This window comes from Nonomuraea sp. CA-143628, assembly GCF_050942315.1.
Lineage (GTDB): Bacteria > Actinomycetota > Actinomycetes > Streptosporangiales > Streptosporangiaceae > Nonomuraea.
Genome location: NZ_CP192072.1, coordinates 98282 through 115301 on the forward strand (window position 1 = coordinate 98282; position 17020 = coordinate 115301).

The 17020-nt window shown below is 68.1% G+C and carries 19 protein-coding genes; 9 read left to right on the forward strand and 10 right to left on the reverse strand.

Annotation, left to right across the window (positions count from 1 at the left end):
* Positions 1 to 17: 17 nt before the first annotated feature.
* Together ACQP2T_RS00480 and ACQP2T_RS00485 are read right to left on the reverse strand one after the other, a co-directional pair.
* Positions 18 to 380, reverse strand: a complete 363-nt coding sequence (locus ACQP2T_RS00480) for a YciI family protein (protein ID WP_433514219.1) — start codon at positions 378 to 380, stop codon at positions 18 to 20.
* Between the two features lie 97 nt (positions 381 to 477).
* Entirely contained in the window at positions 478 to 1422 is a 945-nt protein-coding gene (locus ACQP2T_RS00485; RefSeq protein WP_433514220.1) for an NmrA family NAD(P)-binding protein, read from the reverse strand.
* A gap of 50 nt (positions 1423 to 1472) precedes the next feature.
* Here ACQP2T_RS00485 and ACQP2T_RS00490 point away from each other — a divergent pair, with 50 nt between their 5' ends.
* Positions 1473 to 2273 carry a TetR/AcrR family transcriptional regulator gene (locus ACQP2T_RS00490; protein WP_433514221.1) on the forward strand — a complete coding sequence of 267 codons (801 nt, stop codon included), beginning with the start codon at positions 1473 to 1475 and terminating at the stop codon, positions 2271 to 2273.
* Positions 2274 to 2279: 6 nt separating this feature from the next.
* On the opposite strand, the gene ACQP2T_RS00495 is transcribed toward ACQP2T_RS00490, so the two are convergent.
* Positions 2280 to 3128 carry an isocitrate lyase/PEP mutase family protein gene (locus ACQP2T_RS00495; RefSeq protein ID WP_433514222.1) on the reverse strand — a complete coding sequence of 283 codons (849 nt, stop codon included), beginning with the start codon at positions 3126 to 3128 and terminating at the stop codon, positions 2280 to 2282.
* 122 nt (positions 3129 to 3250) lie between these two features.
* On the opposite strand from ACQP2T_RS00495, the gene ACQP2T_RS00500 reads away from it, so the two are divergent.
* Positions 3251 to 4240 carry a DUF5937 family protein gene (locus tag ACQP2T_RS00500; RefSeq protein WP_433514223.1) on the forward strand — a complete coding sequence of 330 codons (990 nt, stop codon included), beginning with the start codon at positions 3251 to 3253 and terminating at the stop codon, positions 4238 to 4240.
* 22 nt (positions 4241 to 4262) lie between these two features.
* Here ACQP2T_RS00500 and ACQP2T_RS00505 read toward each other — a convergent pair whose 3' ends face one another.
* Positions 4263 to 4898, reverse strand: a complete 636-nt coding sequence (locus ACQP2T_RS00505; RefSeq protein ID WP_433514224.1) for a TetR/AcrR family transcriptional regulator — start codon at positions 4896 to 4898, stop codon at positions 4263 to 4265.
* A gap of 114 nt (positions 4899 to 5012) precedes the next feature.
* Between ACQP2T_RS00505 and ACQP2T_RS00510 the strand changes: the two genes are divergently transcribed.
* The 4 genes from ACQP2T_RS00510 (at position 5013) to ACQP2T_RS00525 (ending at position 7678) form a co-directional block, all read left to right on the forward strand.
* Complete coding sequence (locus tag ACQP2T_RS00510; protein ID WP_433514225.1) at positions 5013 to 5816, forward strand: alpha/beta fold hydrolase; 804 nt, start codon at positions 5013 to 5015, stop codon at positions 5814 to 5816.
* Between the two features lie 133 nt (positions 5817 to 5949).
* Positions 5950 to 6210: a hypothetical protein gene (locus tag ACQP2T_RS00515; protein WP_433514226.1), complete on the forward strand. Its 261-nt coding sequence runs from the start codon at positions 5950 to 5952 to the stop codon at positions 6208 to 6210.
* Between the two features lie 29 nt (positions 6211 to 6239).
* Positions 6240 to 6779 (forward strand): hypothetical protein, encoded by a 540-nt coding sequence (locus ACQP2T_RS00520; protein ID WP_433514227.1) that lies wholly within the window; start codon positions 6240 to 6242, stop codon positions 6777 to 6779.
* 47 nt (positions 6780 to 6826) lie between these two features.
* Positions 6827 to 7678, forward strand: coding sequence for an oxidoreductase (locus tag ACQP2T_RS00525; protein WP_433520009.1), 852 nt, complete (start codon positions 6827 to 6829; stop codon positions 7676 to 7678).
* 26 nt (positions 7679 to 7704) lie between these two features.
* On the opposite strand, the gene ACQP2T_RS00530 is transcribed toward ACQP2T_RS00525, so the two are convergent.
* The 4 genes from ACQP2T_RS00530 to ACQP2T_RS00545 form a co-directional block, all read right to left on the reverse strand.
* Positions 7705 to 8526: an integrase gene (locus ACQP2T_RS00530; RefSeq protein WP_433514228.1), complete on the reverse strand. Its 822-nt coding sequence runs from the start codon at positions 8524 to 8526 to the stop codon at positions 7705 to 7707.
* Between the two features lie 177 nt (positions 8527 to 8703).
* Positions 8704 to 9564 (reverse strand): hypothetical protein, encoded by an 861-nt coding sequence (locus ACQP2T_RS00535; RefSeq protein ID WP_433514229.1) that lies wholly within the window; start codon positions 9562 to 9564, stop codon positions 8704 to 8706.
* A gap of 77 nt (positions 9565 to 9641) precedes the next feature.
* Complete coding sequence (locus ACQP2T_RS00540) at positions 9642 to 10676, reverse strand: CU044_5270 family protein (RefSeq protein WP_433514230.1); 1035 nt, start codon at positions 10674 to 10676, stop codon at positions 9642 to 9644.
* On the reverse strand, positions 10669 to 11235 hold the full coding sequence (locus ACQP2T_RS00545) for an RNA polymerase sigma factor (RefSeq protein WP_433514231.1): 567 nt from the start codon (positions 11233 to 11235) through the stop codon (positions 10669 to 10671). Before ACQP2T_RS00545 ends, ACQP2T_RS00540 begins: the two co-directional genes overlap by 8 nt.
* A 311-nt stretch (positions 11236 to 11546) precedes the next feature.
* On the opposite strand from ACQP2T_RS00545, the gene ACQP2T_RS00550 reads away from it, so the two are divergent.
* Entirely contained in the window at positions 11547 to 11867 is a 321-nt protein-coding gene (locus ACQP2T_RS00550) for a hypothetical protein (protein ID WP_433514232.1), read from the forward strand.
* Between the two features lie 165 nt (positions 11868 to 12032).
* On the opposite strand, the gene ACQP2T_RS00555 is transcribed toward ACQP2T_RS00550, so the two are convergent.
* A complete protein-coding gene (locus ACQP2T_RS00555) occupies positions 12033 to 13229 on the reverse strand; it encodes a beta-propeller fold lactonase family protein (protein ID WP_433514233.1) in 1197 nt (398 codons plus the stop codon).
* Positions 13230 to 13995: 766 nt separating this feature from the next.
* Here ACQP2T_RS00555 and ACQP2T_RS00560 point away from each other — a divergent pair.
* Positions 13996 to 14727, forward strand: a complete 732-nt coding sequence (locus ACQP2T_RS00560) for a dienelactone hydrolase family protein (RefSeq protein ID WP_433514234.1) — start codon at positions 13996 to 13998, stop codon at positions 14725 to 14727.
* A 278-nt stretch (positions 14728 to 15005) separates the two neighbouring features.
* Here the strand turns inward: ACQP2T_RS00560 and ACQP2T_RS00565 are convergent, their stop codons facing one another.
* On the reverse strand, positions 15006 to 15911 hold the full coding sequence (locus ACQP2T_RS00565; protein ID WP_433514235.1) for a M23 family metallopeptidase: 906 nt from the start codon (positions 15909 to 15911) through the stop codon (positions 15006 to 15008).
* A 221-nt stretch (positions 15912 to 16132) separates the two neighbouring features.
* Here ACQP2T_RS00565 and ACQP2T_RS00570 point away from each other — a divergent pair, with 221 nt between their 5' ends.
* The gene (locus ACQP2T_RS00570; RefSeq protein WP_433514236.1) at positions 16133 to 16990 is read left to right on the forward strand and encodes a DUF72 domain-containing protein; all 858 of its coding nucleotides are present in this window, start codon (positions 16133 to 16135) and stop codon (positions 16988 to 16990) included.
* The last annotated feature ends 30 nt before the right edge of the window (positions 16991 to 17020 follow it).

The window sequence follows — 17020 nt, forward strand, 5'->3', positions numbered from 1 at the left end:
GAACGGGTCCTCCATGGTCAGGGGGCCACCTTCGACCAATACACCTCCGAGGGGCGGATCTCGATGGCGCCACCGTAGCGTGCCGCAGGGTGTCGGGCGGCCACCTCGATGGCCGCGTCGAGGTTGTCGGCCTCCAGGATGAACCAGCCGCCAAGGGCCTCCTTCATCCCGACGAACGGGCCGTCCGTTGTCAGGGCCTTGCTGCCCTCGACCCGCACGGTGGTCGCGTTCTCGGGCAGGCCCATCGGCACCCCGGGGGTGACGCCTGGCGTCCGGTTGAACGCTTGGTAGTCGGCGTAGACCTGCTTCTGCTCCTCCTCGGACAACGCGGCCTGTCCCTCAAGCGCGGTGCCCTGAAAGATCAGCATGACGTACTTCATTGTTTCCTCCTCGTCGCTACCAGATTGGTCGCGCAGTAAGACGAACGGCGAGTCGCGAAATCGACAGGTCAGCACTGGAAATCTGACGCGACCATGATCAGGGAGCGGTGAGGTTGGCGCGGACGGCGGCGGCGCCGGATTCGGTGAGCCAGTCGGTGAGTGTACGCAGTCCGGGGTGGATGACGCGCAGCGACTCGATGTCGGCGTGCCATTGGTGACCGGTGTGCCAGTGTTTCCTGATCTCGGCGACCTCTGAGCTGATGGCGGCGGCCTCTTCATCGGTGACCTGCTCGTACCGGACCGGAATGCCAGTGGCCTCGGTGATCGCGGCGGCGGCCTCGACCGGGGTCGGTTCGTCGCCGGCCAGTTCCAGGGTTCGTCCGGCGAACCGGGTCGGCTCCGCGAAGGCGAGCGCGGCGAATTCGGCGATGTCCTCCAGCGCGATGATCTGCATGGGCTCGTGCGGGGGAAACACATGGCGGTGTACGCCGTTGGAAATGCCGTCGATGCCGATCGCCCCGTCGCTGAGATAGTTCGTCATGAACCGCACTGGACGCAGCACGGTAGGCAGCGCGATGTGATCGTGCAGGTACTGTTCGATCAGCGCTTTCCCCGCTGAACCTGCCACTTCTGTCGATGTCGCGGCGAGGGTGCTGAATACCACCTGCTTGATTCCCGCCGCGGCCGCCGCGTCGATCAGCGCCCGGCCACGGGCCACCTCAAGGTCTGTTGTGAAGGACACGGGTGGTATGCCGAACAGGCCAGCGGCGCCATCGAGCGCCGGCGGCAGACTGGTCAGATCGTCGAAGTCGCCGCGTACGAGCTGGGCACCCGCGGCGGCCAGTGCGGCGGCGGCGGGTGCGGTCAGGTCGCGCACCAGGGCTCGCACCGGCCACCCTCCGGCAAGCAGCCGCCGGGCGGTGGCGCCGCCCTGCTTGCCGGTGGCGCCGGTGACGAGGATGGGGGAGTCGGTGGTCATGGCGTCCTCTTTGGAGACGACGGATTCGGAGGTGACGGATTCGGAGGTGGTGGATACTGACACGAACCGGAATGCTCCACCCCCTTCCACGCCACAGACAAGGATTACGTGACATGACCGCAGCACCGGATGCGGCCCTTGCCGGGCGCGCCGATGCCCGCCGCAACCGAGAGATCGTGCTGCGTACCGCGATGCGCGTGTTCGCCGAGGAAGGGCTGGAGGTGTCGCTCGGCCGGATCGCGCATCGCGCCGGGGTCGGCGCCGGGACCGTCTACCGGCACTTCCCGAGCAAGGAGATCCTGGTCGAGGCGGTGCTCGCCGAACACGTCCAGGGATTCGTGGTCTCCGCGGGTGAGTGGGCGGGCCGCGCGGCGCCCGGCGACGCGCTGTTCGGGTTCCTGCTCGAAGTGATCGAGAAGTTGGTAGGCCGCAAGCACGTCTGCGACGCGCTCACCGCTGACAAGGGCTGGCCGCGCGCCGTCCTGGCCGCCGCGGCGCAGCGGTTCCACAAGGCGCTGGCTCGCTTGCTGCGCGACGCGAAACAGGCTGGTGCGATACGCGCCGACGTGCGGGTCGACGATCTGGCCGCGCTGGCCGTCGGCGGCGCCGCACTGCGTTCGGCACACCGGGACCTGGCACGCGGTACGCGGCTGGTGCGGCTGCTGCTGGACGGATTGCGTACCCCTGCTGTCACGAAAGCCAGTGGATTACGTGACGCACCTTCCCTTCAGCGTCACGAAACCGCCGCCCCCAGGGAGAGGCACTGCGAGGAATGCGGCGCCCGGCTGCGTGTCCGGGCCACCGGGCGGCCACCCCGCTACTGCGGCCCGACCTGCCGCCAGCGCGCCCGCCGCCGCCGCGTCGACGGCGAGGGTGGTCGAATTCTCGGCCACCTGGACGAGCCGTCCTCCTGACCTTGATCAGTGACGGAACAGGACGTCGAGTTCGCTGAAGTCCAGTGAGCCGTCCAGTGCCGTGAGACCTCCCGTGCCGAGCAGTTCCGCGGCGGCTCTGCGGGCCGCGGTGTAGGCGGCCTGGGCCAGCCCGGTGCCCACGCTGATCCTGCGTACCCCGGCCTGAGCGAGCTCGGTGACACTCGGTCCACCAGCGGCAGCCATCGCGTTGACCGGCAGCGGCGACTCGGCGCAGAGAGTGCTCAGCATCTCCAGATCGAGCAGGCCGGGAACGAAGATGCCGTCGGCGCCCGCCTCGGCGTATGCCGCCGCGCGCGCCAGCACCTCGCCCAGTCGGCCATCGGACGCACCGATCGCGAACAGGAAGACGTCGGTTCGCGCGTTGATGAACAGTTCCGGCAGGCCGGCCGCGGCTGCGGCTTCCCTGGCGGCAAGCAGCCTGGCGCTCTGCTCGGGGATGTCGAACAGAGGACCGCCGACGGCCGTGGAGTCCTCCAGATTGACCCCCACCGCACCGGCCTCGACCACCGCACGCACGGTCGCGGCGACATCCGCCGGAGCCGGCCCGTACCCTCTCTCCACGTCGACCGTCACCGGCAAGTCGACGGAGTCCACGATGCGCCGCGCGGCCTCCACCATCTCGCCCCGGCTGAGCCGTTGCCCGTCCCCACGGCCGAGGGACCACGACACACCACCGCTGGTCGTGGCGATCGCCGTGGCTCCGGCCGCGGCGATCACCGCCGCACTGGCGGCGTCCCAGGCGTTCGGCAGCACCAGCACGGACTCGGTGCTCAGAGCGCGGAACCGCCGGGCCTTCCCCTCGGTCGCGGCATCAGTGGAGTTGTCAACAGACATGTGCGTGACCGCCTTAGCGTTGTTCTGGTTTCCGAGGCACCTGCTCCCGGGATGCTGCCGGGCGGGGGAACGAGCGTCCACTGATTAAGCTCAGACCGAATCATGGGAGTAATGGAGGCGGCATGAAGGCGCGGCTGTCCTTTTCGGTGAACGATCTGGCCGAGACCCGGTTCGCCGTCTCGCCCATGTGGGAAGTCGTCACCAGCTTCAGAGCGCTGGCCGCCGCCGCGGTGCCGGACCCGCACCGCGGCTGGGCCGACCAGGTACGCCTTCGGCTCGCGGCGGCAGGTCTCGATCGCGGTTGGCTGGCCGACATGATTCCGCCCATCGGTCACCTCCCCGACTTTCTCAACCCGGCGCCGGCGACCGCGTCCCCCGATCTGCCCGAAGAGTTGGCCGCCATCGAGGTCACCGAACCCGAGCAGGTACGGCGGGACCTCGACTGCCTGGCCGCTGAGCGCGACGGCCGGTTGCCCGCGCGGCTGCGGAGCCTTCACCGGGACCCTCGGACTTACCTGCCTCAGATCGTCGCGGAGATCGAGGTCTACTGGGGGCTCGCGATAGCGCCATACTGGGCCAGGATTCGTACGGTGCTGGAGGCGGACGTCTTCCACCGGGCCCGCCAGGTGGCCGAGCAGGGCACGGCCCAGGCACTCGACGAGTTGCACCACACGGTGCGTTGGGCAGACGGCGGCCTCCACCTCGTGCAACGGCACTGCGCCGTCACCAGGATCGAGACCGGAGCCGGCCTGCTCCTGGTGCCGTCGGTCTTCGCCTGGCCGCGGGTGCTGACCCGGTCAGTCGCGTCCGAACCACCTCAGCTGGCCTACCCGGCTCGCGGGATCGGCACGTTGTGGGAGCGCCGGACATATGACCGCATGGAGGCTCTCGCGGCCGTGATCGGCCGATCCCGAGCGCTCATCCTGGCCGAACTGGACTCACCCGCCTCGACCACCGAACTTGCCCACCGGTCGGGCATTTCCGCGGCGGGCGTGTCCCAGCACCTCACCGCACTGCGAGCCGCCGGTCTGACCAGCGCCCACCGAGCGGGCCGCTCGGTGCTCTACGCCCGCACCAGCCTCGCCGATGCCCTGCTCACCGCGCAGATGTGAAAATCGGCTTGGTGCTGCGGCTTCATTGGGCCCCGGCCGTGCGATAGGCGGCGAGAAAGACCCTGACGGCGGCATCGGCGTAGTGATCGAGCTCGGATGAGGCGAAGCGGATGTCGTCGCCGCAGAGCATGACCTTGTTGACCGGGATCGAGGAGACGAGCCAGGTGAAGTGGTTGGCAGCGAGGACGGGATCGTCGATACGCAGCAGTCCGCGGCCGGTCAGCTGCTCGAAGCAGGACGCCAGCGCGGCGTGCACACGCTCGGGGCCGGCCTCGAAGTAGGCGTGGCCCAGTTTCGGGAAACGGCCGGCTTCGGCGATGACGAGGCGGCGTACACGCAGGTGCGAAGGCTGCGTGAGGGCGTGGACGAACTGGCGTGCGACCGCCCGCAGGGTGGTCTCGACATCATCCGTGGCCGCCAGGTCGCCCATGGCGTTGCGGAAGATCTGATCGATGCCGACGAGGCGGTCGAGCACGATCTGCTCGAACAGGCTCTCCTTCGGCCCGAAGTGCTTGTAGATCGTCTGCTTTGACGCGCCCGCGGCAGAGGCGATCTCGTCGGTCTTGGCACCGACGTAGCCGTCACGAAGGAACACCTCCAGCGCCGCATCCATGATCCGGCGCCGTGTCTGCGCGTGCGTGTCTGCGGCTTGCGGCATTTGGGCCCTCCAGGGTTCGCGCTGAGGCGAACGTTGACAGCCTCTGGAGTGTACCGTACGGTACTGTTCACCGTTTCGGTACAGTACCGTACGGTACGACTTGGAGGAGCCAAGGTGGGCACTGTCCAGTCCAAGGACGGCACTGAGATCGCCTTCGACGTCTGGGGCGACGGCCAGCCATTGATCATGATCGACGGGGCCACCGCCCATCGAATGGTCAACCCGACCAACGGTGAGGTGGGGCAGCTGCTGAGCGAGGAGTTCCGGGTCTACGCCTACGACCGCCGTGGTCGCGGCGAGAGCACCGACACCGCGCCGTACGCGGTGGAGCGCGAGTTCGAGGACCTTGCCGCCCTGATCGACCACGCCGGCGGGTCGGCCATGGTGTTCGGCTGGTCCTCAGGGGCCGTGCTGGCCCTGCACGCCGCCGCCGCCGGCCTGCCGATCACTCGGCTTGCGCTGTTCGAGCCGCCGTTCGTCGTCGACGACAGCCGCCCACCGCTGCCGTCCGACTACGTCGAGCGGCTCGACGCCTGCGTCGCCGACGGCCGTCCGGGCGACGCGGTGGAGCTGTTCATGACTGCGGCGGCGGGCGTCCCCGCCGAGGCCGTCGCCGGTATGCGACAGGCCCCGTTCTGGCCCGCCGTGGAAGAGGTGGCGCACACCATCGCCTACGACGGGCGGATCATGGGCACCACCATGTCCGGCGCTCCATTGCCCCGCGACCGCTGGGCCGCGGTGACCGTATCCGTCCTGGTCATGCACGGCACCGGTACCATGCCGTGGCTGATCACCGGGGCCCAGGCGCTGGCCGATCTCCTTCCCACCGCGACTCTGCGGGCCGTACCGGGCGAGAATCATGGCACCACGGCCGACGTGCTCGCTCCCGCGCTGCGGCAGTTCGCCCAAGGTCGCTAGGAAACGTCGGCGCTGGCCGTTGTCGCGCCCACGGGTGAGGCTCGCGGGGGCGGCAGGCCGCAGCTGCCGCCTGTGCGTCCGCGTTCACGCTTGATCGATCCGGTGGCAGGCGAGGGTTCTACACTCGCTCTCCATGACCCGATTAATCGATCGTCTCGGTCCTGTCTCCCTGATCCTCGCGCTGCTCGCCGTCCTCGTCGGCTCCCGGCTGACCCAGGGCTGGGTGATGCCGGGGCTCGGGGTCATCGCGGCGGCGCTGGCCTGGCCTGGGCTGCGGAAGCAAGCCACGATAGCGACGGTGTACAACCGCAGTACATCGGTGGCGGGGATGTCGGTGGGGGCGGTGGCGATCGGTCTTGGCGCGGCGAAGCTGGCGTCCACCGCTCTCTTTTAGTCGTGACAGCAAGGGTGGAGAGACGTCATATGATCGCGGCCGCCCGGCGGGGACCGATTCTGATGGTGTCGGGGCTTGTGCTTTCAGCGGTTTACGCGGTCGGCCTCCATGCGGCGATTCAGTACACCGTCGATACGACCATCGGGCACAACGTGGAGATGAACATCAGGTCTGGAGCGGACGAGCCCATGGATCTCAAGGGCCTGGCAGAGGATCTGGTCGGGATCCGAAGTACCGTGCGCAGACTGGCGTTTCCGGTAGGTGCTGTCACAGTCCTCCTCAGCGTCTTCTCCCTCCTGCTGCCCCGGTTACGGGGGCGGATCAAGCTCGGTGTGCTGGCAATGTCGGGCGGTTTGTGGGTGATGTATCCGTACACCGTGCTGCTCACCCTGGGCAGGTGGGGGTCGATCATGGTCGGTGACGGTGGTGCCACCGGAGCCCCCCATTGGTTCGCCGGCTTGCTTCCGCTCGGAGCGCTTGTCTTGTGCGTTGCCGCGACGCTGCAAGCTATCGGCCTCGTCCTGCTGGCCCGCCGAAGTACGACCGATTCCCACGCACCCGCCGCGTAGACAAGCGGGCGATTACGACAGCGGCCTTTAAAGTGTCGATCGTGACAATGAACCCATGGCCGTTGGGCGGCGACCTCAGCGTCGCGCGGATCGGTTACGGAGCGATGAAGCTGACCGGCTGGCCGCAGGGTGGTCGGCCCAGCCGGGAGACGGCTCTGGCGATCCTGCGCCGGGCGGTGGAGCTCGGCGTGAATCACATCGACACCTCGCACTACTACGCGCGTGACGGAGTGGCGGCCAATGAGCTGATCCGGGAGGCGCTGTCTCCCTACCCGGCGGACCTGGTGATCGTGACCAAGGTGGGCGCGCTGGTCGAGGGCTCCGATGTCGCCTTGCCGGCGGCCGAGATGACCGGCCTGACACCGGACGGCCTGCGCCGCGGCGTGGAGGCGAACCTGCGCTCGCTCGGGGTCGACCGCCTGGACGTGGTGAATCTGCGGATGGGTGGCCACGACCGCTCCGAGACGTCTCTGGCCGCGCCCCTGACAACGCTGCTCGAGCTGCGCGAGGAAGGCTTGATCCGCCACCTGGGCGTATCGAACGTCACCGCTGACGAATTCGCCCAGGCCCGCGCGATCGCGCCCATCGCCTGCGTCCAGAACCTCTACAACCTGTCCAAGCGCGATGACGACCCACTGGTCGACGCCTGCGCGGACGCGGGCATCGCCTATGTCCCCTACTTCCCTGTCGGCGGGTTCCAGCCGATCAAGGCCGGGCATCTGGACGCCATCGCCGCCCGCCACGGTGCGACGGTGCCGCAGGTGGCCCTGGCCTGGTTGCTGGCCCGATCCCCCAACATCCTGGCGATCCCCGGCACCGGCTCACCGGCGCACCTGGAGGAGAACATCGCCGCCGGCACACTGAAGCTGAGCGAAGAAGACCTCGCTCAACTGGGGTAGGCGCACGCGGCCCTCTCGTCCAGGCGTCAGAGCCGCCAGTAGACGGCGGTGGCGTCGTCGTGTGCCTTGCCGCGTGGCCAGCGGGCGCCGTGGGGGTCGGTGTGCTCGGCCGTACGGACCTGGTTGATGAGTTCGGCGGGACCGTCGGCTTCCAGGACGTTCAGGAGGCCTCGCCAGCTCGCGAGCTCGAAGCAGTCGACCAGGCGCGATGCCCCATCGCTGAGCAGCGCGGCAGCTCGTACCGCGGCCGTGGGAACGCTGCCGGTGAGAGAGTGTTCGGCGGCGAGGGGGTCGGTGGAGGCGACCCAGTAGCCTCCGTCACGGTTGCGGTGCTGGAGCTGGGCTTCCACGGAACCAAGGCGTTCCTGCTCGTGCTCCTTGGAGCCGGTGGGCAGGGTGTCCAGGTGCGTTCGCAGACTCGCCGTGACATCAGCCAGGCGATCATCGCTGACCACCATGGGTTCCGTGGCGGAGTTCAGGTCCAGGACGAGGATGGAGTCCGCCAGTACGAGCCAGTCCAGGGAGTTCGTTGTCCGGCGGAGTAAGAGCACGGTTGCCGCGGGTGATCCGGGATGGGCGAGGTCGCAGGTCGAGGAGTGCAGCGCGGAGACGGTCTCGATGCCCTCGGCCAACACGTCGGTCAACGGGAGGTCGTCGGCCGTCAGCGTGGAGACCAAGGACGAGCCGAGCATGCGCGTGTACCAGGCCACGGTGTGGACGCATCCGGTCTGCAGGCGTGCGGGATAGCCGGCGCCGTCGAGAACGACCACCGCGTCAGGGGTCGCGCCGACGAAGTCCTCGTTCTCACGGTTGAGACCACCCACCTCAGTGGCGAAGGCCAGGCTCACGCTGGTCAGCTCTCCTCACGTCGGTACGGCGGACTTGCCGACTCAGCGTACGGCGACGACAGCAGGTGCCGCTCGCGTGTCACAAGCGGCACCTGCTCCGTTACGGCTTGCTCAGACGGCTATGGCCTGCTTCAGACGGCGCGGCCCCCGCCCGGAAGCGCCGTCAAGAGCTCCCCGTCAGACGGTCCCCTCCCGGCCGGTCCCCTCCCGGCCGAACTCCAGAGTGACCCGTGAGTTGATCTCCTGGGCCTTGGGGGAGTAGGCGGGGTAGAACTCCTTTCCGCACTCCAGGTCCTTCAGCGCCGCCTTGATCTCCTTGTCCAGGTACGGCTTGGCCTCCTCCGGCTTGAGCTTCGGCTTCAGGACGAGGGTCTTGCCCTTGGGCACCTTGGGCAGCTCGCCCTTCCACGTCTTCTTGGCGACCTCCGTGACCTGCTGCCAGTACGTCCTGCGGCCCAGACCGTTCAGTGCGGTCGGCCTGGTCTCGCTGACTCCCAGGCACTTGGCGAACTGCTTGCCCAGCTGCGCGAGCTGCTTGTCCTTGTCGAGGACACTCAGCTCCTTCTTCAGCGCGGCTTCGAGCTGATCCCAGTAGTCGTCCTGGGAGGTGACGGTCTTGCCCAGCACCTCCTTGGCCGCTTCGGAGAAGCAGGCGTCATCGGCGGCGCGCCACTTCTTCAGCTTGTCGGCCGAGAGCGACATCATCGTCTTGTTGTTCGGGTTGTCGGGGAAGGTGGGGTTGACCACCTCGTCCTTCGGGAAGGCGTTCTCGGCCCAGACGCCGAAGCCGTACTTGGCCCGATACGCCCGCAGCGCCTTGAGGTCACCCTGAAGCCGATCCCACTCCCCGGGCTGCCAATTGTGCTTGGGCATCGGGGTGGCCACGTAGTCGAGGCCCTTCTCCGTCATGCAGGCGACACGCTTCGCCTCCAGTTTGGTCTGCAGCTCGTACGCGGCGTCGCCCCCCGGAGGCGATGAGGTGAGAGCGCCGAACGAGCCGACGAGCACGGTGGCCGCGATGGCCTTGGCGATGAGCATGGGTTGTTCTCCTTCTGGTATGCGGACATGCGAAACAGAACTCACGGCCGAAAGGCCGGATCAGGTGGGGGAAAGTCTCAGCAGGGGATCTTCATGTGGGACGCCTTCGGCGCCACCTCGGGCAGCCCGGTTACGAGATCGGCGTCGAGCACGGCGGTGCCTTGCGTCGCGCCCTTCCTTTCGGTGATCGCCTGGGCGGACATCTTCACCTTCCTGTCCCTGGTGTTGATCGTGCGTTCGCCCAGGTAGCGGTAGGTTTTCCGGTCGAAGATCAGCTCGGATCGGGTGCCGTCGCCCTCGTCCATGGCGACGGCCAGGCCGGGGCGGCCGGCGGCGTCCACGGAGTCGCCGATGAGCACGATGCCGTCCAGCCCGGCGGCGACCTGGTACAGCGCGGCGCCCAGGCTGGGCCGTACCACGGACTCGCGGACCAGGCTCTGGAGGGAGCGCCAGATGCGCAGCGGCTCCTCGCCCGTGTCGGCCACGATCTTCGCGCGTACCTGGGCGGGGTCCGTCGGCCAGGCGCCCAGCCGGGCGTACGCCGGCAGGCCGGGACAGGCCCCCGACTCGTAGACGATGTCCTCGACGCCGCGGTCCCAGTAGGTGCGGGGCGCCGGTCCCGTGGCCGACAGGCCCTGCGTGCGGCTCAGCCAGGGCTTGCCCACGTCGGCCGCCTCCCAGCGCTCCTCGTTGACCAGCACCTTGGTGTACTGCGTCTTCCCCGACCGGTCCTTGGTGTACAGGCTGCGCTGGGCCAGCATCTTGGTGTGGACGTACTGGCCGCGGGGCGGCACCACGTCAGGCTGGTCGGCGGCGGCCCGCGCGGCCAGGCCGAGCAGCGCCTTGGCGTCGGCCGGAGGCGCCGCGACCAGGTAGCCGGGGGTGTGCGGAGCAGAGCCGCCCAGACCCACCTCGGTGACCAGGATGCCGGCGGTGAGCGTCACCGCCATCGCGCCGACCAGCGCGACGCGCCGGACCGGCAGCACGGCAGGCCACCCGCGGCGCGGCCGGTCGAACCGGGACACCAGGGCGGCCCGCGAGCCCGCCAGTTCGCGCTCGGTCGCCTCGGGCATCTCGGCCCACACCCGGCCGAGCTGCTCCATCTCATCCATGATCTGCTCCTTCCAGCGCCTGGCGAACCTTCTTGCGCGCCCGGTTGAGCCGGGATCGCACCGTCCCGACCGGGACGTTCAGCGCCTCGGCCACCTCCTCGTACGTCAGCTCCGCCCACGCCACCAGCAGCAGTGCGTTCCGGTCCCCGGCGCGTAACCCGGCCAGCGCCGCCACCAGCGGCCGGTTGACCGCGAGCGTGCCCACTCCGTCCTCCACCGGCCCGCCGGTGATCTCCGCCGGGTCCACCCCGCCCCGCACGTACGCCCGGTAGCGGGCCACCTCACGCCGCCGCCGTTTGCCGATCACGTTCGAGGCGATGCCGTACAACCAGGGCCGGGCGCTGACCTGGCCGTACTGGTAGCGGCCCCGATGCTCGAACGCCGCCAGGAACGTCTCCGACACCACGTCCTCGGCCGAGTCGTGACCGAGCCTGCGAGCCGCGAAGCGGTGCAGGGCGGGCGCGTGCCGGTCGAACACCATGGCGAACGCCTCCGGCTCCCGCAACGATCGGCGGATCAGATCGGTGTCGGCGGCCTCGGCTATCGCCGGTTCGGCCATGAACTGGTCAGCTCCTTCACGCGGTGCCTGGTGCGGCAAGTGGGCAGATTCGCATGTACTTACCGCTGCTCCGCCGAAGAGTTCACGCCGGCCCGATATTTCTCCGCTCCCGTAGAAAGGGCCTCCGCTTCGCTCCGGACGTTCACTCAGGCGGGCTACCGCCCCCCTGGAGGGCCTCGCTTCGCTCGGACGCCCTTCCTGAGCGCAGGCTTCGCCTGCGCACCCCTGACCGGTGTCGACGCGATGGGGACTTCCCTCGGCCGACATACAAGCTTGCTCCCACCGATGGGCGGTGGGAGCATCCAGTCACTATGATCGCCGACTCCGCAGAACCGGACCAGCTCAGCTACCGGCCCGCCGCTGCTGCCGTCCTTCTCCTGAGCGCGGCCCTCATGATCATGCCGGTTCGCCGCGTCGTGATCGAGGTGAACGAGTACGGCCTCCAGGAATTGCGCGTTCCGGCGCTGATCCTGGTCGGGCTCCCTGTGTTCGGGGCGCTTATGGGCGCCTTCCTGAGATTCCGGGGATCAGGCGGTAGATTCTTCGGAATCGCCTTGGGGATCCTTATCGCCAGCGTGATCCTGATGGCGCTCCTCGCCTGCTGGTACTACTACTCGATCACTCACTTCTGAGCTTGTTCTTCAAGGTCTGAGATCGCGCCGGTTGTGGGAGCCGCGCGGCCGTCCGGGGCCAGGTTCGCTGGGGCTTCAGACCTTCCGGTGCAGCAAAGCGTTGTCACCGGAAGGTCGCTATGCGCTGTGTGAATTTCGGGCGTACCCGCGAAGGGCACTGGGTCCTTACTGCGCAGTGGTAGGCGCGGGGACCGGGCGTACAGCGATGGACTGGCTCAGCGGCCGCTCCCCACCTGTGAGGAACGGCGATCCCGTGGCCTCCTTCAACGTGCCGCCGGATCCGATCTGGAACGCGGCCAGCTGGTTCGTGTCCCGGATGGCGGCGAAGACGTCCCGGCCGTCCGGCGTGATCGCGACCGCCGCCACCTCGGCGTGATCAGGGGTGTGGACGGGGGAGTCGGCGGTCGGCTTGAGCGAGCCGTCCGCGAGGATCGTGAAGCCGAGCAGGCCACCGGCAGCCGTGTCGACGTCGGGGTCGTTGCTGGCGACGTACAGGTGCTGACCGTCGGGCGTGACCTTGAGACCGACCGGGCCGGTGGGCGCGGGGAACGGCGATCCGGGCACGGGCGTCAGCGCGCCGTCCGCGCCGCGCCGGAACCCCCACACGTTCTGCCCGACCAACGAGGTCACGTACACCAAGCCGCCGTCCGGGCTGATCGCGATCCCGAAGTCGGCCTGCCCGACCTTCGCCACGTCCTGCGCGGGTCCGAGCGTGCCGTCGAAGCGCACGGCGAATCGGGTGATGACTCGTGGCGGGCTGTCGGCGGTCTCGTCCACATCGGCGTACGAGAGGTAGAGGAAGCGCCCGTCGGGGGACAGCACCGTCTGCTTGGGGTTGTCGGAGGTGGCGCGGAAGTCGCCGAGCTTGCTGGGGTTGCCGTCGAGGCCGATCCGGTACGCCGAGATCGTCCTGTCGGCGGTGTTGGTCACGTACAGGGTGCGCCCGTTCGGGGAGACGGTCGCCCCCCACGGCTCGTCGCCGGTCTGGACGATCCGCGGATCCGGCTGGAGCGCGCCCTGCGCCCCCACGCGGAACACCGAGAGCGTGTCGGAGTCGCTGTTGACGACGTACGCGGTGGCTCCGTTGGGGGTGAGGGCGATGCCCCGGGGGAACTTGCCGAGGGTGGACACGGGCTTCCCAAGCGGTTTGAGGACCGCCCCCGGGCCGATCGCCAGGGAGGAAACATCACCGGAGCGGGCATTCGTGACGTAGACCACGCCGCCTGACGGCGGCAGGACCGGCCTCGTGGTGGCCTGGGCCAGGGTGGGAGAGGAGACGGAGAGCAGCGCGGCCGCGGCCAGGACGGCACCGCCCGCTCGCGTGGACGACCAGATGGACAGGGATGACTTCTTGTGCTTCATGGATTTCCCCGTGGTTCGACAGATGGGCCTACACCCTTTTGGGCGTGCCATCCCGTTCCATCTGGCCCTGGAGCGTCGCGCTCCATGCTCGCCTCTACATGGTCCGGTTCCCACGCAGGCGCCGTCGTTCCCACCATGCCCAATCGGAATCGGGGGACGTAGGCGGAGCTGGAGAGGTTCGACGGAGGTAATACTGGTCGACGGGGAGCACCAAGGCGTACAGAGACGGTCTGGCCCACGGGGGTAAGGCGACAAGAGCCTGGTGAAGTCGCCAGCGGGGTATGTCTCCTGTGCAGTGATCGCACAAGCACCTCGCGAATACGCGGTCAGCGGTCCCGACGAGGGCTGCCTCCTGCCAAGCCACCAAGGCCGCCGCTATCGCACCAGGTCGCATCCAGGTGTGCTCAAGGGCGATCACCGCCGCCATGGGGCGACGGCCGAGCCCGGGAACCTGATGGATCAGAGCTCTGTGGGTTCCGCATGCCGATCCTCGCGTACGGACCTCAGAAGGGCGCCTACGCGGCATGGCCCTTTCTGGTCGATGTCATGAGCCTGATGATCGCACACCGATGTGCCGGCCGTTACGGGTGACGGCGTATCGCTCTCCGCGCTGAGGAGGGCCGGCGAACGTCAGGCGGAGGAAGGGGGATCATGACGGGATACATGCGGTGGTGGGACATGCGTACCGAGCACATCGAATGCGCCGGTGGCGAGACACCGACATACGTACCAGCGACTCCATCGTGGCGCTCTCCAAGGAGTACAGATGAGACAAAACGTGCGCATTCCGTTGCCCGACGGCGATTCACTGGCGGCGACGGTGGCGCTGCCCGAGGGGACCGCGCCCGTGGCCGGATGGCCGGGCGTGGTGGTCGTGCACGAAATCTACGGCGTCGAACCGGACATGCTTGATGTGATGGATCTGTTCGCCGAGCATGGGTACGCGGCGGTCCTGCCTGATTTGTACAGCCACGGGACCAGGGTCGGGTGCCTGGCGCGGGCCATGCACCAGCTCGCGACCGGTAAGCCGGGTCGGCCGACGGCTGACATTGACGCGACCCGGCGGTGGCTGGCCGGTCGTGAGGACGTCGACGGTGGTCGGCTGGGTGTGATCGGGTTCTGCATGGGTGGGGGGTTCGCCCTGGCGTATGCGGCGGGCGCGCCGCCCGGTGTGCGAGCCGCATCGGTGAATTATGGGGTGGTTCCCCGGCATCAGGAGGAGCTGCGGTCGGTGTGTCCGGTCGTGGCGTCCTACGGTGGCCGCGACCAGGGATTTCGGTCGCACGGCAGGCGGCTGCGGGAGCACATGGCGGCGCTCGGCATCGAGCACGACGTCGAGATCTATCCGGCCGCCGGGCATTCCTTCATGACCGACGGCCATCATCCCGTCGCGAAACTCGCGCTGTTTCCGCTGCGTCACGGTCTCGTCCGTTCAGCGGCGGACGACGCGTGGCAGCGTACGTTCGGCTTCTTCGACCAGCACGTGGCCGGCGAATAGCTGGAAATCGCTAAAGGGTTCAGTACAGACGGGCGATACTTCGGCTGATAGCCTAATTAGCCATGAGGAAAGCTATCGTCGCGTTAGTGATCGCCGCTGCCACGCTCTTCTCGCTGTCCGCGTTCTTCGCGTCGCCTGCCTCGGCGACCGACGGGACGATCATCTCAGAGAATTGAAATAGGCTTTCTCTCCGATTTCGGTCCCGTCAATAGCAGAAGGCCACTACCCATGATTGGGCAGTGGCCTTCGACAGAACGTTTCAGCGACCGGCCATCAGGTCAGTCACAGTGTTCGAAGCCGCTGGTGTACGAGCTGCTGCCGACCGAGCCGCCCCACTTGACGCACTTTCCGGGCGCGCTGCGCTTGACCGGTCCCGCGTAATAGTCGTAGCTGCCCGAGTCGGTCGTCCGGTTTTCCCCTTCCGGTTCCAGGAAGGCCGACACCGCCGACGCTGTGCCGAGGCTCGTCGTCTTCAACGTCGCGACGCAGTTGTAGCCATTACCCGAGTTGTAGAGCAGGTAAGTGCGACCGCCGGTGAGAGCGGCTGAGTCGATGACGGAATAGCCGCTGCCGCAGACCTCCTCGGGGGTGTAGGGGTTGCCACCGCAGGCGTTGGTGCTCGTGACGGCCTTCTTCTGGCCCAAGGACACGGTGACGCCGTCCACGGTCGGGCTGGTGTCCATCGCGCCACTGGAGGTTCGCTGTTCGTAGTGCAGGTGGGGAGCGTTGGCGCCGCCCGTCGAGCCGACGGTCCCGATCGTGGTGCCCTGGCTGACGGTCATGGAGCTGCCGGCCGCCTTCACCTGGGTCGCGAGGTGGGCGTACCGGGTTCTGGTGCCGTCACTGTGCTGGATCTCTATCCACTTGCCATAGCTCGTGCTTCCCGCGTCGTAGAAGTACGCGGTGCCCGCAGCGGTGGCGCGGACGGTCTCACCGTTGATGTCATCGCCGCCGTAGTCCTGCCAGTCGATGGAGCCCGATGGGTTGTGGGCGGGGGTCCCGGTCCAGTTGTTGGCGTAGAAGGTCTTCCCACAGTTGAACGGGCTCTTGTGGGACACGGCCATGAGGCTGCTGTCCTGCGCTGAGGCGGCTTGGGGGATCAGTGCCGTCGCGAGAGTGAGCGTCAGGGCGGTGATCGTGGTTCTGAGGGTCTTGGGCCAGGTCGGCTTGCCAGTTGTGGGCATGCTTGCCTCTCTGAACGAGTCGTATGGGGGGATACGGTGGCGCCCAGGTCCTGATGTCGGTGAGCCTCGTGGTGACAGAGCTGCGTCGGGAGGGTCGATCATGAAGATAACTCTGAAAGTTCTTTTCATCAATCTCTCCGACATGAAATTTTGCGGCTGTTCCGCTTGCGGTGGCGCATTCGATTTAGGCGTCGCAGCCGCCCCCGGGTAGCGTCGAGGCCATGCGGCTTCATGTGGGATGCGCGATGTGGACGCACGTGCCTTGGCAGGGACGCTTCCTGCCTCATCCGCTTCCTCCCGCCGAACGCCTGCGGGCCTATGCCACCTGGTGCAACGCGGTGGAGGGCAACACGACGTTCTACGCGACACCGGCGCGCGACACCGTGGAGTCATGGGCCCGCCAGACCGACCCCGGCTTCCGCTTCGTGGTCAAGCTGCCCAAGTCGATCACGCATGAGCGCCGCCTTACCGGTGCGGGCGCCGACGAGGAGTTGCGCGCCTTTCTGTCCGCGATCGAGCCGCTCGAATCGCGGGCCCACGCCCTCTGGGTGCAATTGCCGGGGTCATTCGCGCCCACCGACCTCGGCACCCTCGCGGGCTTTCTCCGCGGCCTGCCTCCTTCGTACAGATACGCCGTCGAAGTGCGTCACCGGGCGTTCTTCGACGACGCGCGGTCAGTACGGCTGCTCGAAGGCGTGCTCGCCCGTGCCGGTGCCGAATGGGTCCCGTTCGACACCACCACCCTTTTCCAGAGCCCTCCGACCAGCGACGCCGAACGAGACGCGTGGACGAAGAAGCCGCGCGTGCCGCGCCGGTCGACGGCTCTCACCGACCGTCCGATCGTGCGCTACCTCGGCCGGGACGCCACGGAACGTACGGTCGAGGGCTGGCAGGAGTGGGTCGCCACGGTCGCTGAATGGCTGCGGGAAGGCCGCTCGCCGACGGTGTTCGTCCACACCCCCGACAACGCCGACGCGCTGAGCCTCGCCCGCCGGTTTCACGACGAGGTACGGGTCCGGGTGCCCGAGGTCGAGCCCCTGCCCGAACCCATGCCGAGCGAGCCACTGACCCTGTTCTGAGCGCGACACCATCCGTCCCGATGGCAAATT

Coding starts and splice junctions, on each gene's coding strand:
- ACQP2T_RS00480 (WP_433514219.1), bottom strand. CDS start 380: ATGAAGTACGTCATGCTGATCTTTCAGGGCACCGCGCTTGAGGGACAG.
- ACQP2T_RS00490 (WP_433514221.1), top strand. CDS start 1,473: ATGACCGCAGCACCGGATGCGGCCCTTGCCGGGCGCGCCGATGCCCGC.
- ACQP2T_RS00495 (WP_433514222.1), bottom strand. CDS start 3,128: ATGTCTGTTGACAACTCCACTGATGCCGCGACCGAGGGGAAGGCCCGG.
- ACQP2T_RS00500 (WP_433514223.1), top strand. CDS start 3,251: ATGAAGGCGCGGCTGTCCTTTTCGGTGAACGATCTGGCCGAGACCCGG.
- ACQP2T_RS00505 (WP_433514224.1), bottom strand. CDS start 4,898: ATGCCGCAAGCCGCAGACACGCACGCGCAGACACGGCGCCGGATCATG.
- ACQP2T_RS00515 (WP_433514226.1), top strand. CDS start 5,950: ATGACCCGATTAATCGATCGTCTCGGTCCTGTCTCCCTGATCCTCGCG.
- ACQP2T_RS00520 (WP_433514227.1), top strand. CDS start 6,240: ATGATCGCGGCCGCCCGGCGGGGACCGATTCTGATGGTGTCGGGGCTT.
- ACQP2T_RS00525 (WP_433520009.1), top strand. CDS start 6,827: ATGAACCCATGGCCGTTGGGCGGCGACCTCAGCGTCGCGCGGATCGGT.
- ACQP2T_RS00535 (WP_433514229.1), bottom strand. CDS start 9,564: ATGCTCATCGCCAAGGCCATCGCGGCCACCGTGCTCGTCGGCTCGTTC.
- ACQP2T_RS00540 (WP_433514230.1), bottom strand. CDS start 10,676: ATGGATGAGATGGAGCAGCTCGGCCGGGTGTGGGCCGAGATGCCCGAG.
- ACQP2T_RS00545 (WP_433514231.1), bottom strand. CDS start 11,235: ATGGCCGAACCGGCGATAGCCGAGGCCGCCGACACCGATCTGATCCGC.
- ACQP2T_RS00550 (WP_433514232.1), top strand. CDS start 11,547: ATGATCGCCGACTCCGCAGAACCGGACCAGCTCAGCTACCGGCCCGCC.
- ACQP2T_RS00555 (WP_433514233.1), bottom strand. CDS start 13,229: ATGAAGCACAAGAAGTCATCCCTGTCCATCTGGTCGTCCACGCGAGCG.
- ACQP2T_RS00560 (WP_433514234.1), top strand. CDS start 13,996: ATGAGACAAAACGTGCGCATTCCGTTGCCCGACGGCGATTCACTGGCG.
- ACQP2T_RS00565 (WP_433514235.1), bottom strand. CDS start 15,911: ATGCCCACAACTGGCAAGCCGACCTGGCCCAAGACCCTCAGAACCACG.
- ACQP2T_RS00570 (WP_433514236.1), top strand. CDS start 16,133: ATGCGGCTTCATGTGGGATGCGCGATGTGGACGCACGTGCCTTGGCAG.